This window comes from Sphingomonas sp. Leaf257, assembly GCF_001422185.1.
Lineage (GTDB): Bacteria > Pseudomonadota > Alphaproteobacteria > Sphingomonadales > Sphingomonadaceae > Sphingomonas > Sphingomonas yabuuchiae.
In genome coordinates this window covers 386,774-412,918 of record NZ_LMMH01000012.1, presented here as the reverse complement: position 1 = coordinate 412,918, position 26,145 = coordinate 386,774, and the positions used below count along the sequence as shown (strand labels likewise).

34 protein-coding genes are annotated in these 26,145 nt (G+C 61.5%); 11 read left to right on the top strand and 23 right to left on the bottom strand.

The window, feature by feature from the left end; translation table 11 throughout:
* Nucleotides 1-19 precede the first annotated feature (19 nt).
* From ASF14_RS20770 to ASF14_RS09695, 8 genes are all read right to left on the bottom strand, one after another.
* Nucleotides 20-777 (bottom strand): IS5 family transposase gene (locus ASF14_RS20770; RefSeq protein ID WP_096614366.1). Its coding sequence is split into 2 segments (ribosomal slippage): nt 20-456 and nt 456-777, totalling 759 coding nucleotides; the frame shifts between segments, so codons are not numbered across the junction.
* Between the two features lie 337 nt (nt 778-1,114).
* Entirely contained in the window at nt 1,115-1,486 is a 372-nt protein-coding gene (locus ASF14_RS09725) for a surface-adhesin E family protein (protein WP_056434509.1), read from the bottom strand.
* A gap of 100 nt (nt 1,487-1,586) precedes the next feature.
* Nucleotides 1,587-2,561 carry a DUF2971 domain-containing protein gene (locus ASF14_RS09720; protein ID WP_056434507.1) on the bottom strand — a complete coding sequence of 325 codons (975 nt, stop codon included), beginning with the start codon at nt 2,559-2,561 and terminating at the stop codon, nt 1,587-1,589.
* Nucleotides 2,562-2,729: 168 nt separating this feature from the next.
* Nucleotides 2,730-3,044 (bottom strand): hypothetical protein, encoded by a 315-nt coding sequence (locus ASF14_RS21450; protein WP_156361115.1) that lies wholly within the window; start codon nt 3,042-3,044, stop codon nt 2,730-2,732.
* Between the two features lie 120 nt (nt 3,045-3,164).
* Nucleotides 3,165-3,512: a hypothetical protein gene (locus ASF14_RS21445; RefSeq protein WP_156361114.1), complete on the bottom strand. Its 348-nt coding sequence runs from the start codon at nt 3,510-3,512 to the stop codon at nt 3,165-3,167.
* 578 nt (nt 3,513-4,090) lie between these two features.
* Nucleotides 4,091-4,429, bottom strand: a complete 339-nt coding sequence (locus ASF14_RS09705; protein ID WP_056434501.1) for a hypothetical protein — start codon at nt 4,427-4,429, stop codon at nt 4,091-4,093.
* Entirely contained in the window at nt 4,426-4,761 is a 336-nt protein-coding gene (locus ASF14_RS09700; RefSeq protein WP_056434499.1) for a hypothetical protein, read from the bottom strand. Before ASF14_RS09700 ends, ASF14_RS09705 begins: the two co-directional genes overlap by 4 nt.
* Before the next feature lie 203 nt (nt 4,762-4,964).
* Nucleotides 4,965-5,183, bottom strand: a complete 219-nt coding sequence (locus ASF14_RS09695) for a hypothetical protein (RefSeq protein WP_056434497.1) — start codon at nt 5,181-5,183, stop codon at nt 4,965-4,967.
* A 218-nt stretch (nt 5,184-5,401) separates the two neighbouring features.
* Between ASF14_RS09695 and ASF14_RS09690 the strand changes: the two genes are divergently transcribed.
* Complete coding sequence (locus ASF14_RS09690; protein ID WP_056434495.1) at nt 5,402-5,833, top strand: hypothetical protein; 432 nt, start codon at nt 5,402-5,404, stop codon at nt 5,831-5,833.
* 3 nt (nt 5,834-5,836) lie between these two features.
* On the opposite strand, the gene ASF14_RS21440 is transcribed toward ASF14_RS09690, so the two are convergent.
* Both ASF14_RS21440 and ASF14_RS09685 read right to left on the bottom strand, forming a co-directional pair.
* Nucleotides 5,837-6,232: a hypothetical protein gene (locus ASF14_RS21440; RefSeq protein WP_156361113.1), complete on the bottom strand. Its 396-nt coding sequence runs from the start codon at nt 6,230-6,232 to the stop codon at nt 5,837-5,839.
* 113 nt (nt 6,233-6,345) lie between these two features.
* Nucleotides 6,346-6,705 carry a DUF2958 domain-containing protein gene (locus tag ASF14_RS09685; RefSeq protein WP_056434493.1) on the bottom strand — a complete coding sequence of 120 codons (360 nt, stop codon included), beginning with the start codon at nt 6,703-6,705 and terminating at the stop codon, nt 6,346-6,348.
* Between the two features lie 540 nt (nt 6,706-7,245).
* Between ASF14_RS09685 and ASF14_RS09680 the strand changes: the two genes are divergently transcribed.
* Together ASF14_RS09680 and ASF14_RS09675 are read left to right on the top strand one after the other, a co-directional pair.
* On the top strand, nt 7,246-7,590 hold the full coding sequence (locus ASF14_RS09680) for a hypothetical protein (protein WP_056434491.1): 345 nt from the start codon (nt 7,246-7,248) through the stop codon (nt 7,588-7,590).
* A 180-nt stretch (nt 7,591-7,770) separates the two neighbouring features.
* The gene (locus tag ASF14_RS09675; protein ID WP_056434490.1) at nt 7,771-7,959 is read left to right on the top strand and encodes a hypothetical protein; all 189 of its coding nucleotides are present in this window, start codon (nt 7,771-7,773) and stop codon (nt 7,957-7,959) included.
* Nucleotides 7,960-8,154: 195 nt separating this feature from the next.
* Here ASF14_RS09675 and ASF14_RS09670 read toward each other — a convergent pair whose 3' ends face one another.
* The 4 genes from ASF14_RS09670 to ASF14_RS09660 form a co-directional block, all read right to left on the bottom strand.
* The gene (locus ASF14_RS09670; protein ID WP_056434488.1) at nt 8,155-9,876 is read right to left on the bottom strand and encodes a recombinase family protein; all 1,722 of its coding nucleotides are present in this window, start codon (nt 9,874-9,876) and stop codon (nt 8,155-8,157) included.
* Nucleotides 9,800-10,156, bottom strand: coding sequence for a hypothetical protein (locus ASF14_RS21875; protein WP_443025777.1), 357 nt, complete (start codon nt 10,154-10,156; stop codon nt 9,800-9,802). The genes ASF14_RS09670 and ASF14_RS21875 overlap by 77 nt, the downstream gene beginning before the upstream one ends.
* Before the next feature lie 69 nt (nt 10,157-10,225).
* On the bottom strand, nt 10,226-12,319 hold the full coding sequence (locus tag ASF14_RS09665; RefSeq protein WP_056434486.1) for a LamG-like jellyroll fold domain-containing protein: 2,094 nt from the start codon (nt 12,317-12,319) through the stop codon (nt 10,226-10,228).
* A gap of 382 nt (nt 12,320-12,701) precedes the next feature.
* Complete coding sequence (locus tag ASF14_RS09660) at nt 12,702-13,148, bottom strand: copper chaperone PCu(A)C (protein WP_056434483.1); 447 nt, start codon at nt 13,146-13,148, stop codon at nt 12,702-12,704.
* Nucleotides 13,149-13,327: 179 nt separating this feature from the next.
* Here ASF14_RS09660 and dnaK point away from each other — a divergent pair, with 179 nt between their 5' ends.
* The 5 genes from dnaK to ASF14_RS09640 all read left to right on the top strand — a co-directional run bounded on the left by dnaK (nt 13,328) and on the right by ASF14_RS09640 (nt 18,312).
* Nucleotides 13,328-15,226 (top strand): molecular chaperone DnaK, encoded by a 1,899-nt coding sequence (gene dnaK, locus ASF14_RS09655; protein WP_056434481.1) that lies wholly within the window; start codon nt 13,328-13,330, stop codon nt 15,224-15,226.
* A gap of 177 nt (nt 15,227-15,403) precedes the next feature.
* Nucleotides 15,404-16,531, top strand: coding sequence for a molecular chaperone DnaJ (dnaJ, locus tag ASF14_RS09650; protein WP_056434479.1), 1,128 nt, complete (start codon nt 15,404-15,406; stop codon nt 16,529-16,531).
* 202 nt (nt 16,532-16,733) lie between these two features.
* Nucleotides 16,734-16,871, top strand: coding sequence for a hypothetical protein (locus ASF14_RS21435; protein WP_156361112.1), 138 nt, complete (start codon nt 16,734-16,736; stop codon nt 16,869-16,871).
* 27 nt (nt 16,872-16,898) lie between these two features.
* Complete coding sequence (locus ASF14_RS09645; RefSeq protein WP_156361111.1) at nt 16,899-17,717, top strand: hypothetical protein; 819 nt, start codon at nt 16,899-16,901, stop codon at nt 17,715-17,717.
* Nucleotides 17,718-17,799: 82 nt separating this feature from the next.
* Nucleotides 17,800-18,312, top strand: coding sequence for a thioredoxin family protein (locus tag ASF14_RS09640; protein WP_056434472.1), 513 nt, complete (start codon nt 17,800-17,802; stop codon nt 18,310-18,312).
* Nucleotides 18,313-18,500: 188 nt separating this feature from the next.
* On the opposite strand, the gene purB is transcribed toward ASF14_RS09640, so the two are convergent.
* The gene (gene purB / locus ASF14_RS09635; RefSeq protein ID WP_056434470.1) at nt 18,501-19,814 is read right to left on the bottom strand and encodes an adenylosuccinate lyase; all 1,314 of its coding nucleotides are present in this window, start codon (nt 19,812-19,814) and stop codon (nt 18,501-18,503) included.
* Nucleotides 19,815-20,029: 215 nt separating this feature from the next.
* On the opposite strand from purB, the gene ASF14_RS09630 reads away from it, so the two are divergent.
* Nucleotides 20,030-20,473, top strand: a complete 444-nt coding sequence (locus tag ASF14_RS09630; RefSeq protein ID WP_056434469.1) for an EF-hand domain-containing protein — start codon at nt 20,030-20,032, stop codon at nt 20,471-20,473.
* Between the two features lie 215 nt (nt 20,474-20,688).
* On the opposite strand, the gene ASF14_RS09625 is transcribed toward ASF14_RS09630, so the two are convergent.
* Together ASF14_RS09625 and ASF14_RS09620 are read right to left on the bottom strand one after the other, a co-directional pair.
* Entirely contained in the window at nt 20,689-21,303 is a 615-nt protein-coding gene (locus tag ASF14_RS09625; RefSeq protein ID WP_056434467.1) for a 50S ribosomal protein L25/general stress protein Ctc, read from the bottom strand.
* A 136-nt stretch (nt 21,304-21,439) separates the two neighbouring features.
* The gene (locus tag ASF14_RS09620) at nt 21,440-22,033 is read right to left on the bottom strand and encodes an outer membrane protein (RefSeq protein ID WP_056434465.1); all 594 of its coding nucleotides are present in this window, start codon (nt 22,031-22,033) and stop codon (nt 21,440-21,442) included.
* A 91-nt stretch (nt 22,034-22,124) separates the two neighbouring features.
* Here ASF14_RS09620 and ASF14_RS09615 point away from each other — a divergent pair, with 91 nt between their 5' ends.
* Both ASF14_RS09615 and ASF14_RS09610 read left to right on the top strand, forming a co-directional pair.
* Nucleotides 22,125-22,736: a hypothetical protein gene (locus ASF14_RS09615; protein ID WP_156361110.1), complete on the top strand. Its 612-nt coding sequence runs from the start codon at nt 22,125-22,127 to the stop codon at nt 22,734-22,736.
* Nucleotides 22,736-22,972, top strand: coding sequence for a helix-turn-helix domain-containing protein (locus ASF14_RS09610; protein WP_056434461.1), 237 nt, complete (start codon nt 22,736-22,738; stop codon nt 22,970-22,972). The genes ASF14_RS09615 and ASF14_RS09610 overlap by 1 nt, the downstream gene beginning before the upstream one ends.
* Here the strand turns inward: ASF14_RS09610 and ASF14_RS09605 are convergent.
* The 6 genes from ASF14_RS09605 to ASF14_RS09580 all read right to left on the bottom strand — a co-directional run bounded on the left by ASF14_RS09605 (nt 22,927) and on the right by ASF14_RS09580 (nt 26,099).
* On the bottom strand, nt 22,927-23,796 hold the full coding sequence (locus ASF14_RS09605; RefSeq protein WP_056434459.1) for a diacylglycerol/lipid kinase family protein: 870 nt from the start codon (nt 23,794-23,796) through the stop codon (nt 22,927-22,929). The genes ASF14_RS09610 and ASF14_RS09605 overlap by 46 nt on opposite strands.
* A gap of 108 nt (nt 23,797-23,904) precedes the next feature.
* The gene (locus tag ASF14_RS09600) at nt 23,905-24,792 is read right to left on the bottom strand and encodes a TraB/GumN family protein (RefSeq protein WP_236697008.1); all 888 of its coding nucleotides are present in this window, start codon (nt 24,790-24,792) and stop codon (nt 23,905-23,907) included.
* Between the two features lie 60 nt (nt 24,793-24,852).
* Nucleotides 24,853-25,296 (bottom strand): hypothetical protein, encoded by a 444-nt coding sequence (locus tag ASF14_RS09595; protein WP_056434455.1) that lies wholly within the window; start codon nt 25,294-25,296, stop codon nt 24,853-24,855.
* Complete coding sequence (locus ASF14_RS09590; RefSeq protein WP_056434453.1) at nt 25,293-25,484, bottom strand: hypothetical protein; 192 nt, start codon at nt 25,482-25,484, stop codon at nt 25,293-25,295. The genes ASF14_RS09595 and ASF14_RS09590 overlap by 4 nt, the downstream gene beginning before the upstream one ends.
* Nucleotides 25,481-25,918, bottom strand: a complete 438-nt coding sequence (locus ASF14_RS09585) for a hypothetical protein (RefSeq protein WP_156361109.1) — start codon at nt 25,916-25,918, stop codon at nt 25,481-25,483. Before ASF14_RS09585 ends, ASF14_RS09590 begins: the two co-directional genes overlap by 4 nt.
* Nucleotides 25,896-26,099 (bottom strand): helix-turn-helix transcriptional regulator, encoded by a 204-nt coding sequence (locus tag ASF14_RS09580; protein ID WP_056434642.1) that lies wholly within the window; start codon nt 26,097-26,099, stop codon nt 25,896-25,898. The genes ASF14_RS09585 and ASF14_RS09580 overlap by 23 nt, the downstream gene beginning before the upstream one ends.
* Nucleotides 26,100-26,145 lie beyond the last annotated feature (46 nt).

The window sequence follows — 26,145 nt, the reverse complement described above, 5'->3', positions numbered from 1 at the left end:
TAGGGTCAGGACTCATTGGTCATAGCCAGAAGATGACGGTGGCCGCGAGGGCGACGGCAGAGAAGAAGACGGTTGGGCAGCGGTCGTAGCGAGTTGCGACGCGGCGCCAATCCTTCAGACGGCCGAACATGATCTCGATGCGGCTGCGGCGCCGGTAGCGGCGCTTGTCGTATCTGACCGGCTCGTTGCGCGATCTGCGGCCCGGGATGCAGGGCTGGATGCCTTTGGCTTCCAGGGCGTCTCTGAACCAATCGGCATCATAACCACGGTCGCCAAGCAGCCACTGTGCTTTCGGCAGATCGTCGAGCAAGGCTGCCGCGCCGGTGTAGTCGCTGACCTGCCCGGCGGTCATGAAGAAGCTCAAGGGCCGCCCGTCCGCATCGCTGACGGCGTGCAGTTTGGTGTTCATGCCGCCTTTCGTGCGGCCGATCAGACGGCCGAGATCCCCTTTTTTACCCGCAGACTCGATGCCGTGCGGTGTGCCTTCAGGTAGGTCGCGTCGATCATGACGGTCTTCGGCACGGCCTCCGCTGCCGCGAGACCTTCCATCATTCGCAGGAAAATACCCCTCTCGCTCCACCGCTTCCAGCGATTGTAGAGCGTCTTGTGCGGCCCATAGTCCTTCGGTGCATCACACCAGCGTAGCCCGTTGCGATTGACGAAAATGATGCCGCTGAGCACCCGCCGATCATCGACCCGAGGCTTGCCATGGCTCTTGGGAAAGAACGGTTGCAGACGCGCCATCTGCTCATCCGTCAGCCAGTACAGGTCGCTCATCCACTCTCTCCTCACGGAGCCTGAATCAGATCGCGCCTCCCACATCAATGGGTCCTGACCCTANCGCCATCTGCTCATCCGTCAGCCAGTACAGGTCGCTCATCCACTCTCTCCTCACGGAGCCTGAATCAGATCGCGCCTCCCACATCAATGGGTCCTGACCCTAATCGTTTCCTGCGCTTTGGCTTTGACCTCTTTGCTACCCCTAGACTTGCGTTCGGCTACGGCTTTGCCCGCAGCGACACGATTAGGGTTTTTAGGCTTGTTTCGCGTTAGGAAATTCTCGTCGTCCATGCTTCTATTTAAGCCAGGAGGAGAAACCATCGTGGCTTTCAAGTCAACGCGCGCAAACCATCTTAAGAGCCGTCAAGGCCACAGTCCCAGGTGGCTTGGGACGCATTTGGACTTCTGACGGCTGGTACATTTCACTGTACAATAGGTTGCCACTATCGCCATATTGGTTCAACATGATCAGTCCCGACATCTCGTTCTCACAGTCGAACCGCTCACGGGCAACATAGAAAACCACGCCATTATCCCTGGGTTTGTTGAGTTGCTGCCTTACCCAAGCAAGCCGCGTCTTTGCGTCCACCCGCTTAATTGATGTGAGATCAACGTACACTTGCACATTGTCGGTTCGGCCTGCTTCTGTCCAATTTGGCGGTACATCGCTCATACCACCTAACATCAGCAACAATGCCGCGATCATCTTTTCCCCCTGTTGATCCTACCCTATACCGCGATCATTATGGTGGGCATTTCTTACCGTCAATCGCCATGGCAAGCATTTCGCAGCCTGGCGCTGAGGTCTATCGCCTTAGCGGTATCCTGCACATATTCACCTTATCCCACGCATTCTCCACGCCGTTATCCGCCATCAACCTACCAAAGCCCTCCCAAACCAACTCTGGGTTGGGCGTCGGTCCAATTAGTACCTTGTATAGTAGGCTGCTGATGTCCGCATGTTCCACCTTATGCTCAGGTATGTTCTTCATTGGGAGATAGAACACCTTCTGCACTATGCCATTCAGGCATACGATCTTACTGGGCATCGCGTTAGATGGGTCTGATATTGGGTCGCGGTGGATAATGCGCCACTCGTTTTCCTCTTCAAAGCCAGGATGCTTTGTCGAGAGGATCATCACGTCAATTGCGTACTTCAAGTTCCACTTCACCGTTTCGGGATTGATCATGCGGAGTTGATCGCGGTTCCTCTTCATGCCCTCGATTATGCGATTGATGCCTTCCAGAAAGCCATGCGGGCCTCTGTAGTCGACCGGCGACATCTGCACATTGTATGCGGTCTGATCGGTCAGGAACGCTTCTGGATTGAGGAGAAGGCAGACATTGGCCTCTCCACCATATGCGCGCCACATGCTGAGTTTGCCCTGATGTAACTCCTTGCCTTTGTGGAGGGCTAGGCTGAGGAGGTACGTGCTGCGCTTGATCGCGTAGACCTCCTGCTCGATCATAGTGAATGCATCTTTGATATGGTCATTGATTTCGTTACAAGCGCCAAACAACTCATCGCGGTAGTATTGCGCGGACATCGTCTGGCGGAGGAGGCTCTGGCCATATTCGATCTCGCTGAAATCATTCATCAGCATTGCGTTGCGAAGCCACAGGCTGCGCTCTTCCTCCGGCGCGCGAATAATGTCCATTGCAACCTGTGCGCTCGTGTAGTGGGCGAATTTGATGCCATCCACTATCTCTTCCTCTCGCTCCTTGCCCCAATTATGGAAGGTATCGTTGAGGATCGCGTTGATCTGTTCTTCGGTCAGCATGGGTGGAGATTATCAGGCATTGCGCCGCTGTACAGGGGAGGCAATCGTTTTGGCGGCAATCGCCCGTGGAAAAGGAGTGGGACAGCAATCCCACTCCTTTCCTCAAGCTGCCATTCGCGTGGCGTCCTGAACACATACACAAGGAGGTTGGCTATAAGCCGCACCTATTTAGTGGTCGGCTGATTTCGTCTTGGGTATCAGCCTTGCCATGGCAACAAGCTGCCTGAGTATCTGGCTATTGGGCTTCCACATAAGCTGCATTGCCACTTGCTCTGCACTCGCTCCCCTCAACAGCATTCCATATCCCGCTGCCACTCGCTCCTCATCAGCTACCACGTTAGCCTCTCTGGGTAGGGGCACTTCCAGGAGTTCTCTGTATGGGCTGGGATAGTCGAAGGGCTCGTCGTTCGCTCGGGCTTGTCGTTGCAGTTTTTGTAGATCTGCTGCCTCTCTGATCGTTAGGATGATGCGCTTGTAGGTCATCGCCTATTTAAGGTTTGCGGAGCTCTTTTGTGGCCCTTTGGGCTATTCGCGGTCGCCTGGGAGAGCATTGATATTCTGTTAAGGCTTGGCTGGCACAGCGCCATCATGCCAATCCGTGTTTCATTCGCTCTCGATCCCGCGTCCATCCACGCCGACATGACGCTTGAGCACATACACCAGTTCGTCATTGAGACGCTGGTTCTGCCTGCGCGGCGTGCTGCGAAGAATGCGCTGCATGAAGTGCGCCGGGATAGCGCTACTAATGAGAACGACAAAGCTGTCGCGATGGCTGTTCACTTGAAGGCGATCACCCTTACGATGATCGCTGAGAATAATTTGCGGATCGAGGAGGTGCGCGACGATGCTTAAGCGCTTGGTGTTCTGTCTGCCCCTGGCCCTGCTGGCAGCATGCCAGCCAAATCCTTGCAACCGTGGCGACGGCAACGACACGTTGGAAGAAACGTACACGAACCTGACTGATTTCTCGGACTGTCAGGTCAACCAGCTATCACCCCACCGCTAACTTTAACAGTAGGGCGGTATCCCTCTGGGATAGCACGAAGACCAGTTCGCCCCTGTCGCCCAGGTCGTTGAGGTATGCGTTGACGAAATGCTCGTTACGCCCGCTGCTCTCCAGCCATGCTATCGCTCGCTTGTACCGGCCAACCATGCCGTCTCGATCCTCCCCAAATAGGTCGGCATGGCTGTAGGGCCATCGCGCCTTGTGGAGTTCAGGGTTCAACGACGGCCTCCATACCCCTTATGATTGCTCACAGGGGCCGCGTCTGCGAACTTGCGGAGAAAGGGCTTCCAATAGTCCTCCAGGAAGCCATTGGGGCTAATCTGGTTGTCAGCGTCGAGTACGTCCAACAGTGGCTCCAAGTCGTCTCGGCCGCATACCATGCTATTGCTGCCCCAGGTTATCAGCACGGGGTTGTCATAGGGCGTGTTCAGGTTGGCATATGGGTCCATGATCTTAGTGGGCATACGTCGGCTTGCGCCGCGCATGTAGGCCTCCAGGAGCATTACGTCGCTGCGTAGCACGGTCATGCGCTTACCCTTGGGTCAATTGCGCCGTCGCTGAGCTTATAGAGCATTGCGGCGTTGAGGCCGTGGTCGCGCTCGATCACAAAGATGTCTGCGCGAGATTGTAGAACGCGCGCAGCTTCGATTGTACGACCTAGAAGCAGGGTCATAATGAATGGTAGCTTGGTGTAGCTTTGTAGATCGTCGGGAACGAGCCTTGCGATTTCGTTGATGTGTTCGTCACGCAACCAATTTTTATATTGATTGCGCCAAGTGCCGTTCTCGCCTAGATCGGAAACAAGTAGGCGCAGCGCGGCCGCATAGTCTGCCCTAAGGGTTTCCAGAGTGACGGCGCTCATCGCGGATCACCAAAGCTGACAGTGCCCAACCGCTTGAACGCTTCCGTTGCACCCATGCGATACGCTTTGTCGCGAGTGATGAGGTCTAGCATGTCATGCTTGAAATAGAAGCCGCGCTCATATGCGTGAGCCAGCTTGCTATCCAGCGCCACACCGTAGGTGTTCATCAACAAATAGAGGATGTTGTCCTTGCCCTCTAGGCCATTGCCAGGGCCGTAGGATGGCTTGCCCTCATAAAGCTGGGCTGTGACTTCTCGCTCAGTCGTACCGGCGCGCAACAGGGCAGCAATGGCTTTGGTGCGGTCGTCAGTGAACTTGACGTAATCGTTCATCGTGTGTCTCCTCTCTTAGACACACTTACTTAGCGACATGCCGTTTTGCGTTTTCTGCTCATGGTAAAGCCCGCCAGCCTGTGACTGACGGGCTTATCTCGCCGGTTCCTGGAAATAAGTTTGGCCGCTTCTCCAAGAACTATGTTACCAACCACCGCCCAAACTATGACTTGTTTGGTCAGATAGGTACTTCGCAAATATACTTATGCCTGCCGTGCATCGTACTGGTCGAACCGCACGAGGAAACAATCGACATCATAGTCAACGATATTGCCGACCAGCCGGTCAGCTAGGCCAATAAGGTGGGCTAGTTCTGCATCCTTGCTGTTCAATTCGATTGGTTCGTTGAAAGGACAATTCGCGAGTGCAAGGCGCGCTTCATCAATCGGCCTTTCTGGGAAAGCAAATACCTTCGCCGTCATATAGTCCTCCCTGTGGTCTTGTTGTGTAGATCAAACTACGACCTGCAATCCATCCAGTCTACCGAAGACGCTGGTGGTTCGTGGTCTTCCAGATTTTTTCTGCGTCAACATCAAAGATACGGAAGATTGGCAAATCTCCGGCTCGCAATGCCTCCTTTCTGGAAGCAGAGCAGTGGCACAGCGGCGCTGTTGCTGCTGCTAGATCGGAGTTACACAACATGGCACGTTTCGACCCCAAGCTGCTCATTCCCGCCGCGCAGGTTGCGGAGTTCAGCAAGCAGGGCAACGCCCGCACTGTTCAGCAGGTCGCGTTGGACAACATCGCGAAGATGAAGGAGCAGTTTGCGGCGGGTGAGGGCGCAGAGGGCAAGCTGAACTTCAAGGTCGTCGGGGAGCGGGTGGCGTTCACAATTCGGGTCAGCAACACTGCCCTCGTGCTGGAGCGCGTCAAGGTCCAGGATACGGATGTGGATGTGAAGGAGATGACGGTCCCCAAGGCCAATTTTAACGACGCGCTCGACTATTATGCGGATCGCATCAAGACCGGCGAATATGATGCGCAGCTTGCGGCGATGGGCGAAAAGAAGGCGCAGCGTAACGACAAGATGCGCAGCACCCGCGCAGCGAAGAAGGCGGAAAAGACCGCCTAAGCGCTACTCGCTATGGGAATGCTCGGCCCCTGCTACGGCGGGGGCCTTTTTCTTTGCCTCTAGCGTCGCGCGCCGCTTTGTCAGGATAGCAGCCCGATAGTCGGGGTCAGCCCACTTAGCCTTGTAGGCGGCGCTACGCGCTTCACGCGCTGCCGCGTCCGACCATTGCGCCTTCGCATTCGCGCTTCGCAACTGCCGCTGCTCAGGGCGGTTAGCAGTGGCGCGGTTTCGCGCAGCATGCAGTGCAGCTTGCTCAGGATCAGCCAGCAGAGCCTTGCGTTTCTCGCTAAGCCGCTGTCTGTATTCGGGATCAGCGCCTATCTTGCGCATGGTCAGTGAGCGGCGCTCGTTCGCCGTCAATGACTTGCCGTCAATCAATTCGTCTACCTGGGATGCCATGATTTGCTTCGTATTTGAGGCGAGGCTCTGTTGCCCATACTGTCCGTTACTGTAAAGCGTGAAGGCGCAAAAAGAGCCGGTGAATATGACCCCACCGGCTCAGGCTGTTTGGATTATGCCTTGATGAAACCGTGCTTCCGGCTCTCGGTAGCGTACTCACTCAGGGGCTTTGCCGCTCGCCAGTGAATGTCGCGCTCAACACGCAGACCGCCAGGGCCTTTCACCTCCATAATCTCGTCCAGGCTGATATAGCCGAGTTCTGGAGTGCCAAATCCCAAGTCGGCCAGCCCAAACGCCAGCCCCTCGTCGTCAAGTTCCGTCAGCAACCAGGTCCCCGAAGTCCAAGGCAAAAACAGCTTACAGACCGGGTGGAAGTCGCGTTCCTCGCGCGTGCCCTTCAACGGCTCCTGCTCTTTGCCGTTTGCGTGAAGTTGCTGAACAGCGTCGGTTCCCAAAAGTGTAACAATGTCCATGTGGCTTACTCCTTGTTGCCACCAGAACATCAAGCGCCAGAATGGGCAAAGAGCGAGCAGTATTTTCCAGTTTTGCGACGAAGTGCAGTATGAGTAGGCGGTTGTTGGAGAAGGCAAGGGCGACGCTTTGCGCTGCCTACTCATACGCCCCTTGCAACTAGTGCGCAGCCCGAAAGCTGCGCACTTTGCGTTAAATCGTGTCCCGCAAGCCCTTGCTAAGCGTAACAGCTAACCCGCTTGCTGCTCCCGCAGCTATACGCATATGCGCTTGTGTTACATCGTCTGCTTTCTCGTATAGCGCTGCAACGTCCTTTCCGTGCAACTCCCTGTTAGCTTCCGACATCAGTTCCGACAGTTGTTTCCAGTCTAACATTTTGCTTCTCCAACAGCGCTTTGCTGTAGAAGCACAATGTTGCCTAAGGCCCAGTAGGACAAGAAATCTTTGTTCAAAATAGTTAAATATTACCACTAATTTCGGTTGTCCGAAGCAATAGGAGGAAGTACAAAATTGGTACAGCAAAACGCTGTAGGAGAAAGTTGATGTTGTACTCGGAAGTTAATCACAAAGTTGCATTGGACTTGTACTATGGTGGCTACGAGGGCAACACTATGCGCTTGTTGCAGGGGACGTTGGAAAGTTTGTTGTCGGACGGCGAGGAGGAGTTTGAGGGCAGCGGCTTTAACAGCATTGAGATGCAAGATGGTGCAGGGCTTGTGCATGAGGTTAGCGACGGGCTGTATGTGCTGGCAGAAACGAAGGAACTGGCGGTTGCTGCGGTGATGGCGGAACTTGAGTTTGAGGAAGAGGAGCAGCGCAACAGCTTTGAAAGCGCGCTGCGCAATGCAGTTGAGCAGGGCGAGCGTTACGTGCAGTTTAGCTACTAAGAGGGGCAGTTAGGGGCGCGCAAGTGCCCCTAACTTGCTGCTGGCGAGGTTGGTCGGCGTGGAGAATGGCCTGCAAACTCCTACAGCTGGTCAGGTCAAAAGAGCGACGAACCGTGTCTGTCTTTGGTCGCAACTCTGGATGCAGATGCCAGATTTGCGATACGGAAACGGAGACGCAAAATGCTCAACACGCAGATCGACCTCACAGCATTCGCAGACTACGCACTTGCTACTTTCGACTATGACGAGAACTACGAAGAGGATGCTTTTGCGGTGACGTTTGAGGGTGTGCGCGTTTATGTCGAGCGCATGCGCGCTTGCTTTGTGCTGCATGTTGGTTCCGACAAGCACAAGCTGCCGCGCTGCTAATGCCGCCGGTCAGCACTGCTAAGCCGCGCTTGCTGCGCTTCCTTCAACAACGACCCCCTGTGCGCCCGCCAGAGCGCGAATGTGGCATAGGGGCATACTTGGAGCGCCGGGGCTCCAAGAAGCCCTGAGAAGCCCGTATAGGGAAGGTAAGGGGAGAGTGGGAGCGACACTCTCCCCTTCCCATGACTGCTGCACCTATGCGGGATCACCGCGACGGATCAGCGCAGCAACGGCTTCCTTCTTCTCCGACATCACTCCCGACGTCAGCCCGTGGATGTGGTCGGGGCTGTTGCGGAAGTCTTGCCGGTCGATCACGCTGCCCTTGTTGTCGAGGACGACGACCACGGCGCCATTTTCGATTGCGATCTGTACGCGCTTGTCTCCGTCGCGCTGCTCGCATGTCACATGGGACAGGACGCTGCGGAAGCTGTCGCGGACACGAAGCCGAGCCGTGCGCCTGACCTCTGCATCCTCATCGTAAAGGGCAGCACGGAAATTGTGAACGCGCTTGAGGTGGTCGGCTGCGCTGATCTCGCCAGCAGCTTCGGCAAGCTGGGTTTCGGTGGCTTTGCGCTCTGCCTCCAATTCACGCATTTGCTGGCTCAACGCCTGCCATGCTTCCTCGAACTCGGTCGCGTCGGGATGCCTTATATAAAGCGCGCGAGCATTATCGCGATCACCGCGCACCACCTCGATCTGCCGGTCCATTTCGGCAAGCTGGATGCGCAGTTCTGTTGCCCGGTTGGCTATGCTGAAAAAGCTGTTGTCCAGGACGTGATGTAGCACGGCATCGAGAATGGCCGGTTCAAGCACGCGGTAGTTGAACATGCCCTTGGCATCACAGCCTTTGCCCTTACCCGCGTTATCACATTGCAGGTAGGCGTAGGGGCCGTCGTTGGCGCTGCGATTGCGCAGGACCATGTAGCCGCCACAGGAGCCGCACTTGGCTAGGCTGGCGAGCAGGTTTTTGCCGGTATTGCTTCGGGGGCCACCACCAGCGCGCTTGGTCATGTGGCTTCTTGCCCTCGCCACCAAATCGGCAGTCAGGCCGTCGATGATAGGGAAGTAGTCGCGCAGCACCTCGCCGGTTCGCACTCGTTTCCGGCCGACCTGATGCGTGGGGTAGTGGATGCCCTCGACGGCTGGGCTGCTGAGGATGTTGAGGACGGTGGTGTGGTTCCATCCGCCCTGAGTGGTTGTCTCGCTGGTCTTCCCCCAATTAGGAACGCCGCGCTGGTTCAACTCCTTGGCGATGCCCCAACTGCCCATGCCGTCAGCGGCCATGTTGTAGATGTCGAGCACGATGGCTGCGCGATCAGGCACAAGCGTGAAGCGTCGAAAGTCGGGTGCAGTTTTGCCCGCCCAATCACCCTCGGTTGTGATCCAGCGTGGCGTGCTGGCGGTCAGCAAGGACTTACCCTCGGCGGCATTTTTGCGCCGTTGCGACCAGCTTTTGGACAACCGATCGCTGATGTTCTGGGAGAACTCGTGCGCAGCGTGATTGCTGTAGGCCATCTCCACCACCGCTGCGATGTTTGACCCGTCGTCCAGGTATGCGCTGTCGATGACCGGACCACCGCTGACGCGCGCGATGCTGATGCCCTTGTCCGTGATGTCCTCGATCCATCGGCGGATTTTGCGTGGCACCTCACGGCTTAGCCGGTCCATCTTCTCTATGACGATTGTGGTGCCGGGCGCTATCTCGCCGCGCATGATGCGAGCGCTCAGCTTGCCCAAGTTGCCGACGGATAGGTGGTCGCCCTTGTAGGCGCTGCGGCCCAAATCCTCGACGACCTCGACGACCTCAAGGCCGCTGTCGGCGCAATACTTTTGGCAATCCTCAAGCTGCCTGCGTCGGCTGTCCCCTCGTTCCTGAGGGCCGGTTGAGAAGCGGATGTATATGATTGCGTCGGGCATAAAAGGCTCGGCTACAGCCGTTTGTGCATTTGGGCAAACACATAACCATCTCATGGATGAACAGTCCCTGCTCATGCAGCGGACAGGCGCCGAAATCCTCCCGCCACAGATCGCCCTTGGGGTGGAAATGGATGCAGCCCGTCGGTGCCATCACCGTGTCGCGCGGCTGGAAAAACGCCCATTTGCTCGGCGACAAGCGAACCTGCGTATAGTCGATCGCGTCGCCGAAGACGGACCGGGCCAGCGTTTCTTCCGCCGGGGTGAGGGGGCGCTTGGTCATGGCACCCAGATGGGGCGCATGGCGTGGATAGGAAAGGGGCGGGCCAGTCTCACGGCCCGCCCCCGTTCATCAGCTCCGCCGGGCGGTCAGCCACTGGGTGTTGGCCAGCGGCTTGGCGACGATACGGACCTCGCCGATATGGCCGAAATAGCCGTCCTTGCGCGCGCCGTCCCACCAGGCGGCGCCCAGCACCCAAGGCATGTCGGCGGCCAGCGTCGCGATGCCGACCTGGCCCGCGCTGTTGCGCAGTACGGGCGCGCCGTCGACGTAGAGGATGGTTTCGTTCGCCACCGGATCGTTGACGATCGCGATGTGATACCAGGTGTCGACCATCACCTCACCCGACCAGTTGGCCTGCGGATAGGCGGTGTTGGAGGCGGGCACGACCTCCCACTGGACTTCGCGCAGCGACGAGATCGCGAACAGGATCGGCGGCGCTTCCCTGTCGCCGCCCGCAAAGCCGGGCAGCTTGCCGCGATTGCCGTTGCGGGTCAGGATATTGCCCCAGCGGTGGTTGGTCACCGTCCAGTTCGCATCGATCTTGATGAACGCCTCGACCGTATAGCCTGCGCCGAAGGTCGCCGCATTGATCGGCGCGTTGGCGGCGGTGGCGAAGGCGCTGCTGCGCGCGGTCACCTTGTCGGTGTTGCGGAAGCGGACGCTGCCCGGTGCGGAGGACAGGCGGTGGCGGTCGGTCGACCAGACCACGTCCTCAACCATCGCCGGGCCCGACAGCGGCACGCGCGTCATCGGGTTGCGGCCGGTCGCATCGGGCAGCGTCTCGCCGACCTGGACGATCTTGCCGTCGACGATGCCGCTGGCCACCCGCCAGTGCGCGGCAGTCTCGGCGATCTTGGGATAGTCGTCGGCATCGCGCGGCAGTACCTCGGCCGGGGCGGCGGGTTCGGTATAGCCCGACAGCAGCGCGGTACGAACGCGCGGCAGGATCGGCACGCCCGCCGTCATCTCGGTATAGGCGAAGCCTGGCAGGAAGCGGGCGAAGCGCTTCTTGAAGTCGATGTTGATGGTGAAGCGGTTGTTCGCATCCTCCAGCACCGCGCGGTCGAACTGGTTCAGCGTTTCCTTGGGCTTCTGCACGACCCAGGGCGAGAAGCTCATGACGTCGATCTTGTTGGCCGAGAAGTCGATTTCGTAGAGCCGCATCAGCGCGTTGCCGCCCTGATAGGCCATCTGGTAATCGACGACCATCTCATGGACCGGATTGCCGAAGTCGTTGGTCTTGGTCAGCAGCGCGGCACCATGGTGATGGCCGTTCAGCGTCATGAAGATCTGGTCGTTGTCGCGGATCAGGGTGTTCCACAACATCAGGCCGTAATCGGTCTCCAGCGGGCTCTTGCCGTCCTTGTCGATGTTGAGCAGCTGGTGGTTGGCCAGGATGACCGGCAGGGTCGGGTTGCGCCGGATCGCGTCCCGCGCCCACAAAATCCCTGCATCCGAGATGCGCCAGGACAGCGACAGCACCATGAACTTCACGCCGTACATCTCGAAGATGTGATATTCGTGGAAGCCGGTGCGGTCACGCTCGCGGAAGGTCGACTGGTTCTGCGCGCGCGAGGTCGGGAACCAGGTCAGATAGGGCTCGGACGACAAGGTGCGCTGGCTGTCGGTGCCTGCCTGCTGGTCGGCCGGGACGTGGTAATCGACATCGTACAGGACGTCGTGATTGCCCGCCAAAATCGAATAGGGGATACGCGCCGTCTCCAGCCGCTTCATCGCGGCATCGGCCACCGCCCATTGCGCGGGCTTGCGCACCTGGTCCACCACGTCGCCCAGATGGATCACGAAGGGGATCGCATAGGCCTGGGCGTTGTCGACGATCCACTGGGTCTGCGCCGCGAACGGCTCCGAGCCATATTTGCGCTGGAACTGGCGGTTCTCGTCGACGGTCGCGTAGCGCGAATAGAATTGCGTGTCGGGCAGCACCGCGATCGAGAAGCTGGTGGTGCCGACCGGCGTGGCGGCGGCGGTGCTGGCGGCCGTTCCCGTGACAGTCGTCGGCTTGGCGTTGAGCAGCGCATCATCGTCGCACGCCGCCAGCGCCCCCGTCAGCGGCAGCATCGACAGACTTGCGGCCCCGCGCAGCAGCTGCCGCCGGTCGGCGATCCGCCGCAAGGTGAACTGGGTTTCGTTTGTGTTGAACATGGTCAAAATTCCCCCACTTTTTGCTCCATCGAGCAAGCGGGAGGCGCTGTATGGCGCGACTTTGACACATGAGGGACCGAAATATTACCGATTTTGGTCTGACGTGAAAAAGCGCAAAATATCCCGTCATCTATCCGACAGCTATATTCCTGCCTTCTATGCCGTGATGCAATTGCGTTTAACTAACACGAGCCCCTCCCCTTCAGGGGGAGGGGTTGGGGTGGGGCCTCGCCACAGGCGGCGTACTTGTGGAGGCGCCCCACCCCCGGCCCCTCCCCTGAAGGGGAGGGGTGCGTCCATCTCATGTCCTCTCGCTCCAATCGTCTTTCGTCGAGGGGGCTGGAAAGACGCACCGCGAATGTCGATTGGCGTTCGAAAACCGTTATTGCCCCGGGGCAGGATCGCCCGCCGCGATCACCCGCGCGCCCTGGCGCAGGCGGGTGCCGTCCGAAAAGGTCAGCAGCAACGACAGGATGCGTCCCGGCTTGACGCCCTGGTTCATGTCGTAAAGCATCACATGCCGCCCGCCCGGTTCGAAGGCGACGGTGGCCCCGGCCGGGATGGGCACGAAATCGACCTTCTTCATCGCCATGCCGCCCTCGTGCATCTCGCTGGTGATCGCGACGTCGCTGCTGACGCCGATCAGGTTCAGCGGCTTCGGGCCGCCATGTACGATGAAATAGGCCGCTGCGGGGCGCCCCGGCACGGCGGCCAGGCGGACCCAGCCCTCCTCGGCATAAAGCTCGGGCTTGGTCGAACATCCGCCCAGCGCCCCCAGTCCCACCGCCCCCGCGATGGCCCAGAGGCCCAGAAAAGTGGCGCGACGCATGACAAACCCTCCCGTTTCGGCAAATCCCGAAGCGACACTAGGTTCCATCCAATCTTGCGGCAACGGATCGCCCACCTATATCCGCCTTCGTGAACGGGGTTTTCGGTTGCCGCTTTCGGGACCGGACGGCCCCGGCATCGAACTTCCAGACTATGTTCTTGAGGGGCATTTAGAGACTTATGGCAAAAGTGATCGGCATCGACCTCGGCACCACCAACAGCTGCGTCGCTGTCATGGAGGGCGGCAAGCCCAAGGTTATCGAAAACGCAGAAGGCGCGCGCACCACGCCGTCGATCGTCGCCTTCGCCAAGGATGGCGAGCGCCTGATCGGCCAGCCTGCCAAGCGCCAGGCGGTGACCAACCCCGACAACACCATCTTCGCGGTGAAGCGCCTGATCGGCCGTCGCTTCGACGACCCCGTCACCAAGAAGGACACCGAGCTGGTCCCGTACGCGATCGCGCGCGGTCCGAACGGCGATGCGTGGGTGAATGCAGGCGGCAAGGATTACAGCCCGTCGCAGATCTCGGCCTTCACGCTGCAGAAGATGAAGGAAACCGCCGAATCCTACCTCGGCGAGACGGTGACCCAGGCGGTCATCACGGTTCCGGCGTACTTCAACGACGCCCAGCGCCAGGCGACCAAGGACGCCGGCCAGATCGCCGGCCTCGAAGTGCTGCGCATCATCAACGAGCCGACCGCGGCGGCGCTGGCTTACGGCCTGGAGAAGCAGGACGGCAAGACGATCGCGGTCTATGACCTTGGTGGCGGCACCTTCGACATCTCGATCCTCGAGATCGGCGACGGCGTGTTCGAGGTGAAGGCGACCAACGGCGACACCTTCCTGGGCGGCGAGGACTTCGACAACAAGATCGTCGATTTCCTGGCATCGGGCTTCCAGAAGGAAGAGGGCATCGACCTCACCAAGGACAAGCTGGCGCTCCAGCGTCTGAAGGAAGCGGCCGAAAAGGCGAAGATCGAGCTGTCCTCGGCCCAGTCGACCGAGGTCAACCTGCCCTTCATCACCGCCGATCAGAACGGCCCGAAGCACCTGGTCAAGTCGATCACCCGCGCCGATCTGGAGCGTCTGGTCGAGGACCTGATCCAGCGCACGCTGGAGCCGTGCAAGAAGGCGCTGGCCGATGCGGGCATGAAGGCCGACGAGATCGCCGACGTGGTGCTGGTGGGCGGCATGACCCGCATGCCGCGCGTCCGTGAGGTCGTGAAGAACTTCTTCGGCAAGGACCCGCATACCGGCGTGAACCCCGACGAAGTCGTCGCCATGGGCGCGGCGATCCAGGCGGGCGTGCTGCAGGGCGACGTCAAGGACGTGCTGCTGCTCGACGTGACCCCGCTGTCGCTGGGTATCGAGACGCTGGGCGGCATCATGACCAAGATGATCGACCGCAACACGACGATCCCGACCAAGAAGAGCCAGGTCTATTCGACCGCCGACGACAACCAGAACGCGGTGACGATCCGGGTCTTCCAGGGCGAGCGCGAGATGGCGCAGGACAACAAGATGCTGGGCCAGTTCGATCTGGTCGGCATCCCGCCCGCGCCGCGCGGCGTGCCGCAGATCGAGGTCACGTTCGACATCGACGCGAACGGCATCGTCAACGTCTCGGCCAAGGACAAGGGCACCGGCAAGGAGCAGCAGATCCGCATCCAGGCCTCGGGCGGTCTGTCGGACAACGACATCGACCAGATGGTCCGTGACGCGGAGAAGTTCGCCGAGGAGGACAAGAAGCGTCGTGCCGAGGCCGAGGCGAAGAACAACGCCGAGTCGCTGATCCACACCACCGAGCGTCAGCTGGCCGACAATGGCGACAAGATCGACGCGTCGCTGAAGTCGGAAATCGAGGCGGCCATCGCCGAGACCAAGACGGCGGTCGAGGGCGGCAATCCCGACACCATGAACGAGAAGGCGCAGGCCCTCGCTCAGGTCGCGATGAAGATGGGCCAGGCCATCTACGAAAAGCAGCAGCAGGGCGAGGCTTCGCCCGCCGCTGATGCCGGTCAGGCCAAGCAGGACGATGTGGTCGACGCCGAATTCTCGGAAGTCGACGACACCAAGTAAGACGGTCGGCCCGGTCCCCCTGTCGGTGGGGCCGGGCCTTCGGTCCAGAATTTGCGAATACCGCCCCGATCGATGTGTCGGGGCATGAAGTGGCGAAGCGCTTGGGCGGTCGCTCCGTCTGGCCTGACGGCACGGTCGGCGGCCGCACCATCCACCAGCGCAGGGGCGAGACCGGGCATGAGCACGACGATCGACTATTATGAACTGCTCGAATGCGAGCGCACGGCGGACGATGCGACGATCAAATCGCGCTACCGCAAGCTGGCCATGCAATACCATCCGGACCGCAATGCGGGGTGCAAGGACTCCGAGGCCAAGTTCAAGGCGATCAGCGAAGCCTATGACTGTCTGAAGGACCCACAGAAGCGGGCGGCGTACGATCGCTATGGCCATGCTGCGTTCCAGCAGGGCATGGGCGGCGGTGGCGGAGGCGCGCAGGATTTCGGCGCCTTTTCCGACATTTTCGAAAGCGTCTTCGGCGAGTTCATGGGCGGCGGACGCGGCGGCGGGCGGCAACAGCCGCGTCGCGGCGCGGACTTGCGCTACGACATGGAAATCTCCCTCGAAGAGGCGTTCCACGGAAAGCAGACCGAGATCACGGTCGATGTCTCGGCGGCGTGCGACACCTGTGACGGCACGGGCGCCAAGGCCGGGACCAGTGCCAAGACCTGTCAGCAGTGCGGCGGCCACGGCAAGGTCCGCGCACAGCAGGGCTTCTTCGTGGTCGAGCGGACCTGCCCGGTCTGTCAGGGCGCAGGCCAGATCATCGCCGATCCCTGCCCCGATTGCCGCGGCGACGGGCGCGTCGAAAAGACCAAGACGCTGGCCGTCAACATCCCGGCGGGCGTCGATGAAGGCACCCGCATCCGCCTGACCGGCGAAGGCGAGGCGGGCGCGCGCGGGGCTCCGGCGGGTGACCTCTACATCTTCCTTCACGTCAAGCGTCACGCCCTGTTCGAGCGTGAGGGCACGACCCTGTTCGCGCGTGCGCCGATCAGCTTCACCACGGCGGCGCTGGGCGGCTCGCTGTCCATCCCCGGCCTCGACGGCCGTAGCCATGAAATCAAGATCCCGGCGGGTATCCAGTCGGGCAAGCAGCTCCGCCAGCGCGGGGCGGGCATGCCCGTGCTGCAAGGCCGCGGCACCGGCGACCTGGTCATCCAGATCGAAGTCGAAACGCCGACCAAGCTGTCCACTCGCCAGCGCGAACTGCTCGAACTCTTCCGTGAAACGGAAACAGGCGACGAATGCCCTGAAAGTCAGGGCTTTTTCGCCAAGCTGAAGAGTGTCTTCGCGGGCGAATGACGGTCGTGTACCGGGATGTTCCCGGCCACGATCAGAGCGAATTCATATGAGGACTCTTCCCTCGCCCCTCTCCAAGGGGAGAGGGAAGTAGCCATGACGAATGTCGATCTGTTCCAAGACGGGCGCTCGACTTTTGGCAAGCGTACGCTAAGCATGGCCTCATCGTACTCCCCCCCCGGTGCCTGATATTCTGGGGGGAATCATGTCCGAAATCATTGAGGCGGTGCCGCCTGCGTCCCGGTTCGCGATCACGCTGGACCGTATCGAGCGTTTCTATCTCCTGCTGCTGAGGGCGGCGATCCTGGTCATCGGCACGGTGGTACTGATCTGGGCGGCCTAGCTGGCTGTCTCAGCGACCGTCCGTATCATGCGTTCGCCGGACTCTGTGGTGGAACAGCCGGTGTCGGTCGTCGCATCCGAACTGCCCGCTGCCATCGCGCCGGAGGCGGCCAAGGCGGCCGCCAAGCGGACCGAGGGCGCATCGCTCAAGGCCGAGCGCGCTTTCTACAAGCGTTTCGTCGAGCAATATCACGGCCTCTATCAGACCCGGTTCGAGCCGTTCCGCCGTGCGGAGGACAAGCGCCTCAATCGCGACGAATTTGACGACAACTTCGTGCAATCGGGCGAGCGGCTGGCCGCGCTGGCGCGGGGCGAGGGCGACTTCGCCAAGGATCGGACCGACCTGGAGGAATTGCTGCAGGTCATGACCCAGGCGTCCACCTTGCCCGAAACGCTGGCGCGCCTGAATCAATATAAGAATGCGTTCAAGAAACCGGTCCGGAGTCAGGTCGAACGTTTCCGCACCGAGTCGCGTCGCGGTTGGGACAGCCTGAGCACCAGTTGCGAAGGCTGGTATGAGTCGCCCGTGGGCTGTGCGGTCACGCGGCAGGTCAGCGTGCCCTATACGCAGACGGTGACGGCGATGGCCTTGCCGGAGGGATTGCTGTCGCATACCCAGATTTTCCGTGGGATGCAGGATCGTTATTTCGCCTTGCTCACCGAACGTCGCGAGCGTGAGGCTGCGTCGGTCAGCGCCAAGCGGGCCGACATCGCGGAGGGGCAGATCATCGGCTGGGGATCGCTGCACCTGATGCTGTATGTGCTCGCCGGATTCCTCGTCCTGATGTTTTTCTTTCTCCTGATTGCGATCGAACGGCATCAGCGCCGGGTCAACGTCCGGGGGTAACTCGGCGGGACGCTGGTTGAGGAGCGCTTGCCAGCATGGCGGGCGCTCCTTCATGATGGTTGGCGATATGAGGAGATTGCCGATGCGGAATATGATGTCTTGCATGACCATGGTGGCGGCCGCGCTGATGCTGCCCGCCGCCGCGCCGGTAGCGGCCCCGCGCGTCGGGATCGCCAGTTTCGAGGCGCTGTCCAAGCCGCTGCCGCTGCCCTATCATGCGGGTGATGCCAAAGCGGCGATCGCGGCGGCGCGGGTGCGGGCGGCGAAGGCGCGTAAGCGGGTGCTGATCGATCTGGGCGGCAATTGGTGTCTCGACTGCCGGTTGCTGGCGGGGGTGATGGAAACGCCGCAGATGCGTCCCTTCGTCGCGAAGCATTTCGAGGTGGTAACGGTCGATGTCGGCCGGTTCGACCAGAATATGGATATTCCGGCGTCTTATGGGATCAAGGGACGGCTTCAGGGCGTGCCCGCGGTGCTGATCGTCGATCCCAAGACCAACAAGCTAATCAATGCAGGACGCGAAACCGCGCTGGCCGATGCGCGGGCGATGACGCCGCAGGCGGTGGCGGACTGGCTGGCGGGTTGGGTGGGGTGATTTTGGAACCCACTGGCGGGTCGCTCACATAACTGCTGATGTTCCCTCCCCCAACCCCTCCCGCTTGCGGGAGGGGAGAGGAAAGAGGGTCCGTATTTCCCCAAGCTACTCCCCTCCCGCAGGCGGGAGGGGCCGGGGGAGGGGAGTCCCTGTCGGCATTTACCGCGCCAACGGGACTCCCCCGACAGTTACTCGCCGAACACCCGCGCGAAGATCGTGTCGACATTCTTATAGTGATAATCGAGGTCGAACCGAGCCTCGATCTCTTCGACCGACAGCGCGGCGGTCACGTCGGCATCGGCCTTGAGCAGTTCCATCAGCGACAGCTCGCCATCCGACTCCCAGACCTTCATCGCGTTGCGCTGGACGAGGCGATAGCTGTCCTCGCGGCTCACGCCCGCCTGGGTCAGCGCCAGCAGCACGCGCTGCGAATGGACCAGGCCGCCCATCTTGTTGAGGTTCTTCTCCATGCGCGCCGGATAGACGACCAGCTTGTCGATCACGCCGGTCAAACGGGCCAGCGCGAAGTCCAAGGTGATGGTCGCGTCGGGGCCGATATAGCGCTCGACCGAGGAGTGGCTGATGTCGCGCTCATGCCACAAGGCGACATTCTCCAGCGCCGGGGTCACGTAACCGCGCACCATGCGGGCAAGACCCGTCAGGTTCTCGGTCAGCACCGGGTTGCGCTTGTGCGGCATCGCCGACGAACCCTTCTGGCCGGGCGAGAAATATTCCTCGGCCTCCAGAACCTCGGTGCGCTGCAGGTGGCGGACTTCGGTCGCGAGACGCTCGATCGAGCTGGCGATGACGCCCAGCGTCGCGAAGAACATCGCATGGCGATCGCGCGGGATGACCTGGGTCGAGACGGGCTCGACGGTCAGGCCCATCTTCTCGGCGACATGCGCCTCCACGCTGGGGTCGATATTGGCGAAGGTGCCGACCGCGCCCGAGATCGCGCAGGTGGCGATGTCGGCACGCGCCGCGACCAGGCGGGCGCGGTTGCGGTCGAACTCGGCATAGGCCTGGGCCAGCTTCAGGCCGAAGGTCACCGGCTCGGCATGGATGCCATGGCTGCGCCCGATGGTGGGGGTCAGCTTATGCTCATAGGCACGACGCTTGATGACGGCGAGCAGCGCGTCCAGATCCTCGATCAGGATGTCCGAGGCGCGGGCGAGCTGCACCGCCAGGCAGGTGTCGAGCACGTCGGACGAGGTCATGCCCTGGTGCAGGAAGCGTGCTTCCGGCCCGGTGCGCTCGGCGACATGGGTCAGGAAGGCGATGACGTCGTGCTTGGTCTCGGCCTCGATCGAATCGATGCGGTCGATGTCGAAGTCGCCTGCGGCCTTGTCGGCTTCCCAGATGCGCGCGGCGGCTTCCTTGGGCACGACGCCCAGCTCGGCGAGCGCGTCGGTGGCATGGGCCTCGATCTCGAACCAGATGCGGAAACGGGTCTGGGGGTCCCAGATCCGGGTCATGGGGGCACGGGAATAGCGCGGAATCATCGGGGCACCTTCAGGTCGTGGAAACGGCACGGCTCACCGTGCACTTCCTCTCGGAATCACGGCGTACCGTGCCGTTAGCAGGGACGAGCCGAGCCTTCAAATCCCAAGGACGGATCCCCATCTGGCATAATGGAGTTTAGGACCGTATCACTAATGGTGAAGATGCGTTCCTGGTCTTCACAGTCATCGATCGACCAACGTAAGGGAGAGACGAGATGATGAAATATGCTTTTCTTGGCGCCGCGATGATGGCGTCTGCCCCCGTTCTGGCCCAGGTCACGCCTGCGCCGGCCCAGACCACTCCGGCCGCACCGCAAAGTGCTCCGGCAACCACCGCCGACCCGGCGCAGACTGCGCAACCTACCGCTGATGCATCCGCATCCACCCAGGGTCAGGTGCAAGCGAACGGCAGCCAGATCGCCCAGGTCGTCGACACGCAGTTCCCGACCTATGACAAGGACGGTGACGGCAAGCTGAACAAGGCGGAATTCGCCCAGTGGATGGTTGCGCTGAAGTCGCAGACCGACCCGTCGACCAAGGCCGAGGCGCCCGCGACGAAGAAGTGGGTCGGCAGCGCCTTTGCCCAGGCGGATACCGACAAGGACAAGACGGTGTCCAAGACCGAGCTGACCGGCTTTCTGAGCCAGGGTCAGGGCTAAGACCGGAACACCCCCCCTCCGTTCCGACGATTCCCCGAGCGGGGATGAGCGGGGCCGTCGGACCTTCGGGTTCGGCGGCCCTTTGCGTTGGGCCATCCCGATCCTTCCTATCGCAAGACGGAGAGGAATGTGACGGGGCACGAAAAAGGGCAGGGGCGTCGCCGCCACCTGCCCTTCTTTTCGTTCGCTGACCTCGAAAGGAAAGCGAGGCCGGATCAGGCCTCTTCCGAACCTTCGGCCTGCGCGTCGGCGTCGACCGCCTCGTCCTCGGCGGTCAGGACCGTCGGGGTAACGATGGTGGCGATCGCGAAGTCGCGGTCGTCGATGGCGGGCTCGGCGCCCTTGGGCAGCTTCACGTCCGAGATGTGGATCGAGTCGCCGATCGCCACACCCTTCAGCGAGACGCTGATTTCGGTCGGGATGTTGGCGGCGTCGACGACCAGCTCGATCTCGTGGCGGGTGACGTTCAGGACGCCGCCCTGCTTCACGCCGCTCTCGTCTTCGTCGGTGAACACGACGGGCACGGCGACCGTGACGGTCTCATGCTCGCCGATGCGCACGAAGTCGACGTGCAGCGGGCGATCGGTGACGGGATGGAACGCGACGTCCTTCGCCAGCGTGCGCTGGCCGTCCACCATGATGACCGAGGTGAAGAAATGACCGGTCATCAGCGCCTTGACGAGGGCCTTCTCTTCGAGATGGATCGACGCGGCGGCCTTGTTCTGGCCATAGATCACGGCGGGGACGCGGCCTTCACGACGCAGCGAACGGGAGGCTCCCTTGCCAACCTGATCGCGCGTCTCGGCGGCGAGCGTAAGGGTGTCGCTCATTCCAGTAACTCCGAAACAAAATGGATATAGGCTTCCGACCACGCCTCCAGGGATGACCATGACCGGAAGCGGCGGCGCATAGCGGCAAAGACTGAAAAATACAAGGCCGATGCCGCCGCGCCGCCCCCGTTCTCGCTTAAAACCGGATCGGCAGGCCGACCATGATGCGGCCATGGGACTCGCCGGCCTGTCCCCGCACGCGAAGCGAGAGGTTGCGGTTCAGCCGCTGCTCGATACCCAGGCCTACGACCAGTCCGCTGGTTTCATCGAGCGAGCCGTTCGACAGGACGTTCGACGAGAGCCGCGTGTCGAAGCGATAGCCGCCATAGCCTGCCTCGGCGACGATCATGGTGTCGCGGCCCAGGACATAGCCCGCGCGGGCGGTCAGGCTGTATCCCCATGTCGCCTTTTGTTCGGCATAGGCGAAGACCTGCTGGCTGCGCGCGGTCCCGCCGCCGCCATGGACCGCGACTTCGCCGCCAAGCCGCAGCCGCTTCCCCATAGGCGCCATCCATCCGGCAAAGCCGCCGCCCGCCAGCCCGGTCGTTCGATAGGTCATGTCGTTATCGCCATTGCCCAGCGTAAAGCCGTGGATCACGGCCCCGGCTTCGGGCCCTGCATAAGGCCCCGCAAATACGGGCTTTTCCTGCGCGAAGGCAGTGGCGGGCAGGCAGGTCAGCAGTATGGCGGCGAACAGGATGCGCATCGAGAACGTCCTTCGATCGGTCATAGGGCTCCCCATCGATTCCCTATGAATATTGATGTATGATAGTTATGAATTTCTGTAAAACAGAAAGATGATGATGGTGGGCAGATATTTCATGAGCCGGGGGCGGGCTCGGGCGGTGCGGGCGTTTGCGGTGTTGTGCTTCCTGATTGCGGGGGCGGGGGTCGCGACGCTGCCCACGATGCTGGTGGGGCCGCAGTGGCAGGCCTTCATGATCGACTGCGACGACGGATGCCGCGCCAAGCCCCAGCCGCTCGATCAATTGTCGCCGGAGGTCCGGCATGTCATCGCCAATCTGCCCAAGGCCTCGGAACGCATGACCGCTGCCATGGCGGAACCCTATTGGTGGTGGCGATTGTTGGGCATCCAGATGCTGGATGTCTTGCCCTTCACGCTATTGTTCTTCTCGGTCGGCATGGCGCTATGGCGTTTCGGCAATCGGCAGGAGCATCGCGATTGGAGCGGAATGCGCTGGTTGCAGCGGGCGACCGCCGCGGGCATTGCCATGGCGATCGCCGAACCCCTGGCACAAGTGTTGCGGGATGCCGTCTTTCTGGGGGCGGTGACGGATGTCGGGGCCTTTTCCTATTCGATCGAATTTACCCTGATTATCGAGCGACTGCTGCTCGCCTGTGCGGCCTGGGCCGCGACCTGGGCGCTGGCGGCGGGGTTGCGCGCGCGGGGCGATCTGGCCGAGATCGTCTGATGCCTGTGACCGTCCATCTCGATCTGATGCTGGTGCGTCGCAAGGTGAAGTCGAACGAACTCGCCCGCGCGATCGGGATCACCGAATCGAACCTGTCGCTGCTGAAGTCGGGCAAGGTGAAGGGGGTGCGCTTTTCCACGCTGGCGGCCATCTGCCGTTATCTCGACTGCGAGCCGGGGGACATATTGGGTTACGAGCCCTCCGACGACGACCTGGCCGCCGAGGATGGCGCCTGATCGGTCGCCAGCACGAGGGCGCTGGTCCGACCGGTGGTGATCGTACAGCGGGGGCCGAGCATCCGGGGCTCGCCGTCGAACAGCGCCAGGCCGGCTTTGCGGCTGGCCAGTCGGAATGACGAGGCGGTGACGCGCGTCACGCCCTTCGCCTCGGCCCAATCGCCCCGCATCGCAGCCCAGCCCAGTTCCATCATCCGCCGCCATTGTCGCGCATCCACCGCCGTCAGCGCCATCGCCGCCTCGTCCGGCTGGACGAACACCGCCTGATAGGCACGGGGCAGCTCCGGCATATCCTGCAACCGCAAGCCCCGGCTGAAGGTCCGGCGCCATGCCTGACCGATCGCACGGAGAAGTTGCCTGGGTCGCCCGGCGCGCGCGGCTTCACGGGCATGAACCCAGCGGGTGGCGGGGCCGAGGATCAGCCCGGCATAGGCGCGGTGTCCGTCGCCGGTGACATAAGGAAGCGCGATCCAGCGGGGCGGCGGCCTCTGCTCCAGCCTTTCCAAGATCGTTTCGGCCGAAACATCGCCGTGCAGCTGCTTGGCCAGCAGGTTCATCGTGCCGCCGGGCAGGATCAGCACCGATCCCGCCCAGCCATCGAGTGCGGTGAGTACGGCGTTGACGGTGCCGTCTCCCGCCAGAAGCACGACCAGCGTCGCGCCCGTCGCATTGAGGTCCATGGGGGAGGGGATGGCCTGATCGGGAAAGCCGGTCCGCCCGACCAAGGTCCGGCCTTGCGCGGCCAGCCGTGTCTCGATCTGCGCGATGCCGTCGGCAGCGGTCGAGCCGGACCCGGCATTCGTCACCAACCAGCATCGCCGCATCGTCGTCCCGCCCCTTCATCGGCCATCCGGGCCAGACTGTCGATAGAACAGGCTTTTGCGTCCGGGCGATGACGATGCCGTCGCCCGGACCGGCCCCCGTGACGGGGATCAATAGGCGATGCGTTCGGCCTTGATCCCCTGCTTGGCGAGCTGTGCCTGGACGCTGTCGTTACCCGCCAGATGCCCCGCGCCGATCGCGATGAAGATGGTGCCGGGCTTGGCCATGCGCTCCTTGATCCACGTCGCCCAGCGGGCGTTGCGGTCGGTCAGCAAGGTCTTGGCGACCTCGGGCGAGTCCTTCAGGCTTTCATTCATCGTCTTAGCCAGTGCGTCGGGATCGCCCTTGGCCCATTCGTCGACCATCTCGGCCATTTCCTCACCCGCCTTGGGCAGGTCGTCGACCGTCGAGGTCAGGAACTCGATCTGTGCCTTTTGCGACAGGCCGTTGAAAAAGCCGATCTGCTGCTCGGCGGTTTCCAGCCCTGCGACGGGCTTGTTCGCCGCCTTGGCCGCGTCGGCCAGCACCGTCTCCGGCCCGTTCTTCGGATCGTAACCCAGCTTCTGGATCGGCGCGAGCGACAGGGTGACGCCCACCAGCCAGGGCTTCATCCGGTCGAAGTTGCGCGGATCGGCCCCCAGATCGGTCACCGCCTTCAGATAGGCGCCGCGCTTGTCGGCGGGCAGCTGCTCGGTCAGGGTCGGGCCGGTGGTGACGAACCCGTTCTTCATCACGATCTGCTGCATGGTCGCCGGATCGGGCTGCACCATCTCCAGCATCAGCTGGTCCGACTTGTCGAAGGCGGTCTTCACCGCTTCGTCGAACCAGGACAGGCCGGGCTTCAGCACATGGATGGTGCCGAACAGATAGATGGTCGTGTCGGCATCCTTGACCACCCACAAAGCGGGATCGGCATCATTGGCAGCTTGCGCGGGCTTGCTCTGTGCACAGGCGGGCAGCGCCAGCATCAGCGCAAGCGAGGTGAGGGCGGCTTTCATGATCGTCTTCATGGGATCGGACTTTCGGAAAAGGAAGGGCCGGATGGGAAAAGGGAGATATCAGGCATATTTGCGCCACATCCAGACGATGCCGCAGCTCGCCATCAGCGCGCCGTACACCCATTCGACCTGAAGGGGCGGGAGCACGCCGCCGCGCCACAGGAACCACCAGACGGGGGCGCCCAGGGCCACGACGTAAAAGGCAGCCAGCGCGCCGTCGCGATAGGCGCGGCTCTCATGCTCGTCGACGACCCGATGCCAGCGCCAGGAGATGATCGGCAGGAAGACGCCCCACACCAGCGCCATGATGATCGCGAACCATAGCGGCAGCGGCGATGTCCACATATCGAGCGAACCGGGCTTGGCCCCGTGGGGCAGTTGGACGACGGACATGATCGCCATCGCAGCGCCGATCACGCCGCCCAGCGCCCCCGAAATGGCGACCAGTCGACGATTGGCACGCTCGCTGGGACCACGGGTATCGCGCTCGGATAGATCGGTCATGGCCGCACCTCGATGGAAAGATGGACGGAAAACTTTGGGATTGCGAGCTTGTGGTCGGCGATGCTGGCAGTCCGTATGGTTGGGCGAAGCGTATCGAGCGTGACCTCGCCCACCCGTCCGACACCCCAGCCGAGCAGCGATAGCGCGATACCGGTACCGATGGCCGTGCGGGTCAGACGGCGAATCATGACCGCACCCGCTGGATCAGGTAATAGATCAGTCCGGTTGCCACGGATATCTTCCAGACATGGGCGTTCCATTCGAAATGCCCGGTCCACTCGCTCAGGACATTGAAGGTCGGAACGAGCAGAAAATTCGTCAGGCCGATGACGGCCCAAGTCTGGATCGCCAGACGGCGTTGCATCTCATCAGTTTCGCGCCAGTTTCGCCAGATGAGCACGCCGCCGATCAGGAAGATCAAGACGATGGCGATGTGCGACAAGGCGCGGGGATTAGGAAACCCCAGGTCGCCGCCGAAGCCGGATAGAAGGGCCCCGATCAGCAGGATGCCGCCCCAGGCCGTCAACAAAACGGTGCGACGTTTGCGGCGTCGTGCCACGCGCCCCGCCTCGCGGCTCTCACCCCAGCGGGCGCTACCCTCACTCACCGTCATGTTCATCATCGAAAATCTCCTCGATGGGCATTTCGAACAGCCGTCCGATGCGGAAGGCGAGCGGTAGCGAGGGGTCGTATTTCCCCGTCTCGATGGCGTTGACGGCCTGGCGCGACACATCCAGCCGCCCGGCGAGTTCCGCCTGGCTCCAGTTGCGTTCGGCGCGCAGCACTTTGAGGCGATTTTTCATGTCCACCTCCTCTTGCATGGCCAACCTCCCTTTGTCACCCAAGCAT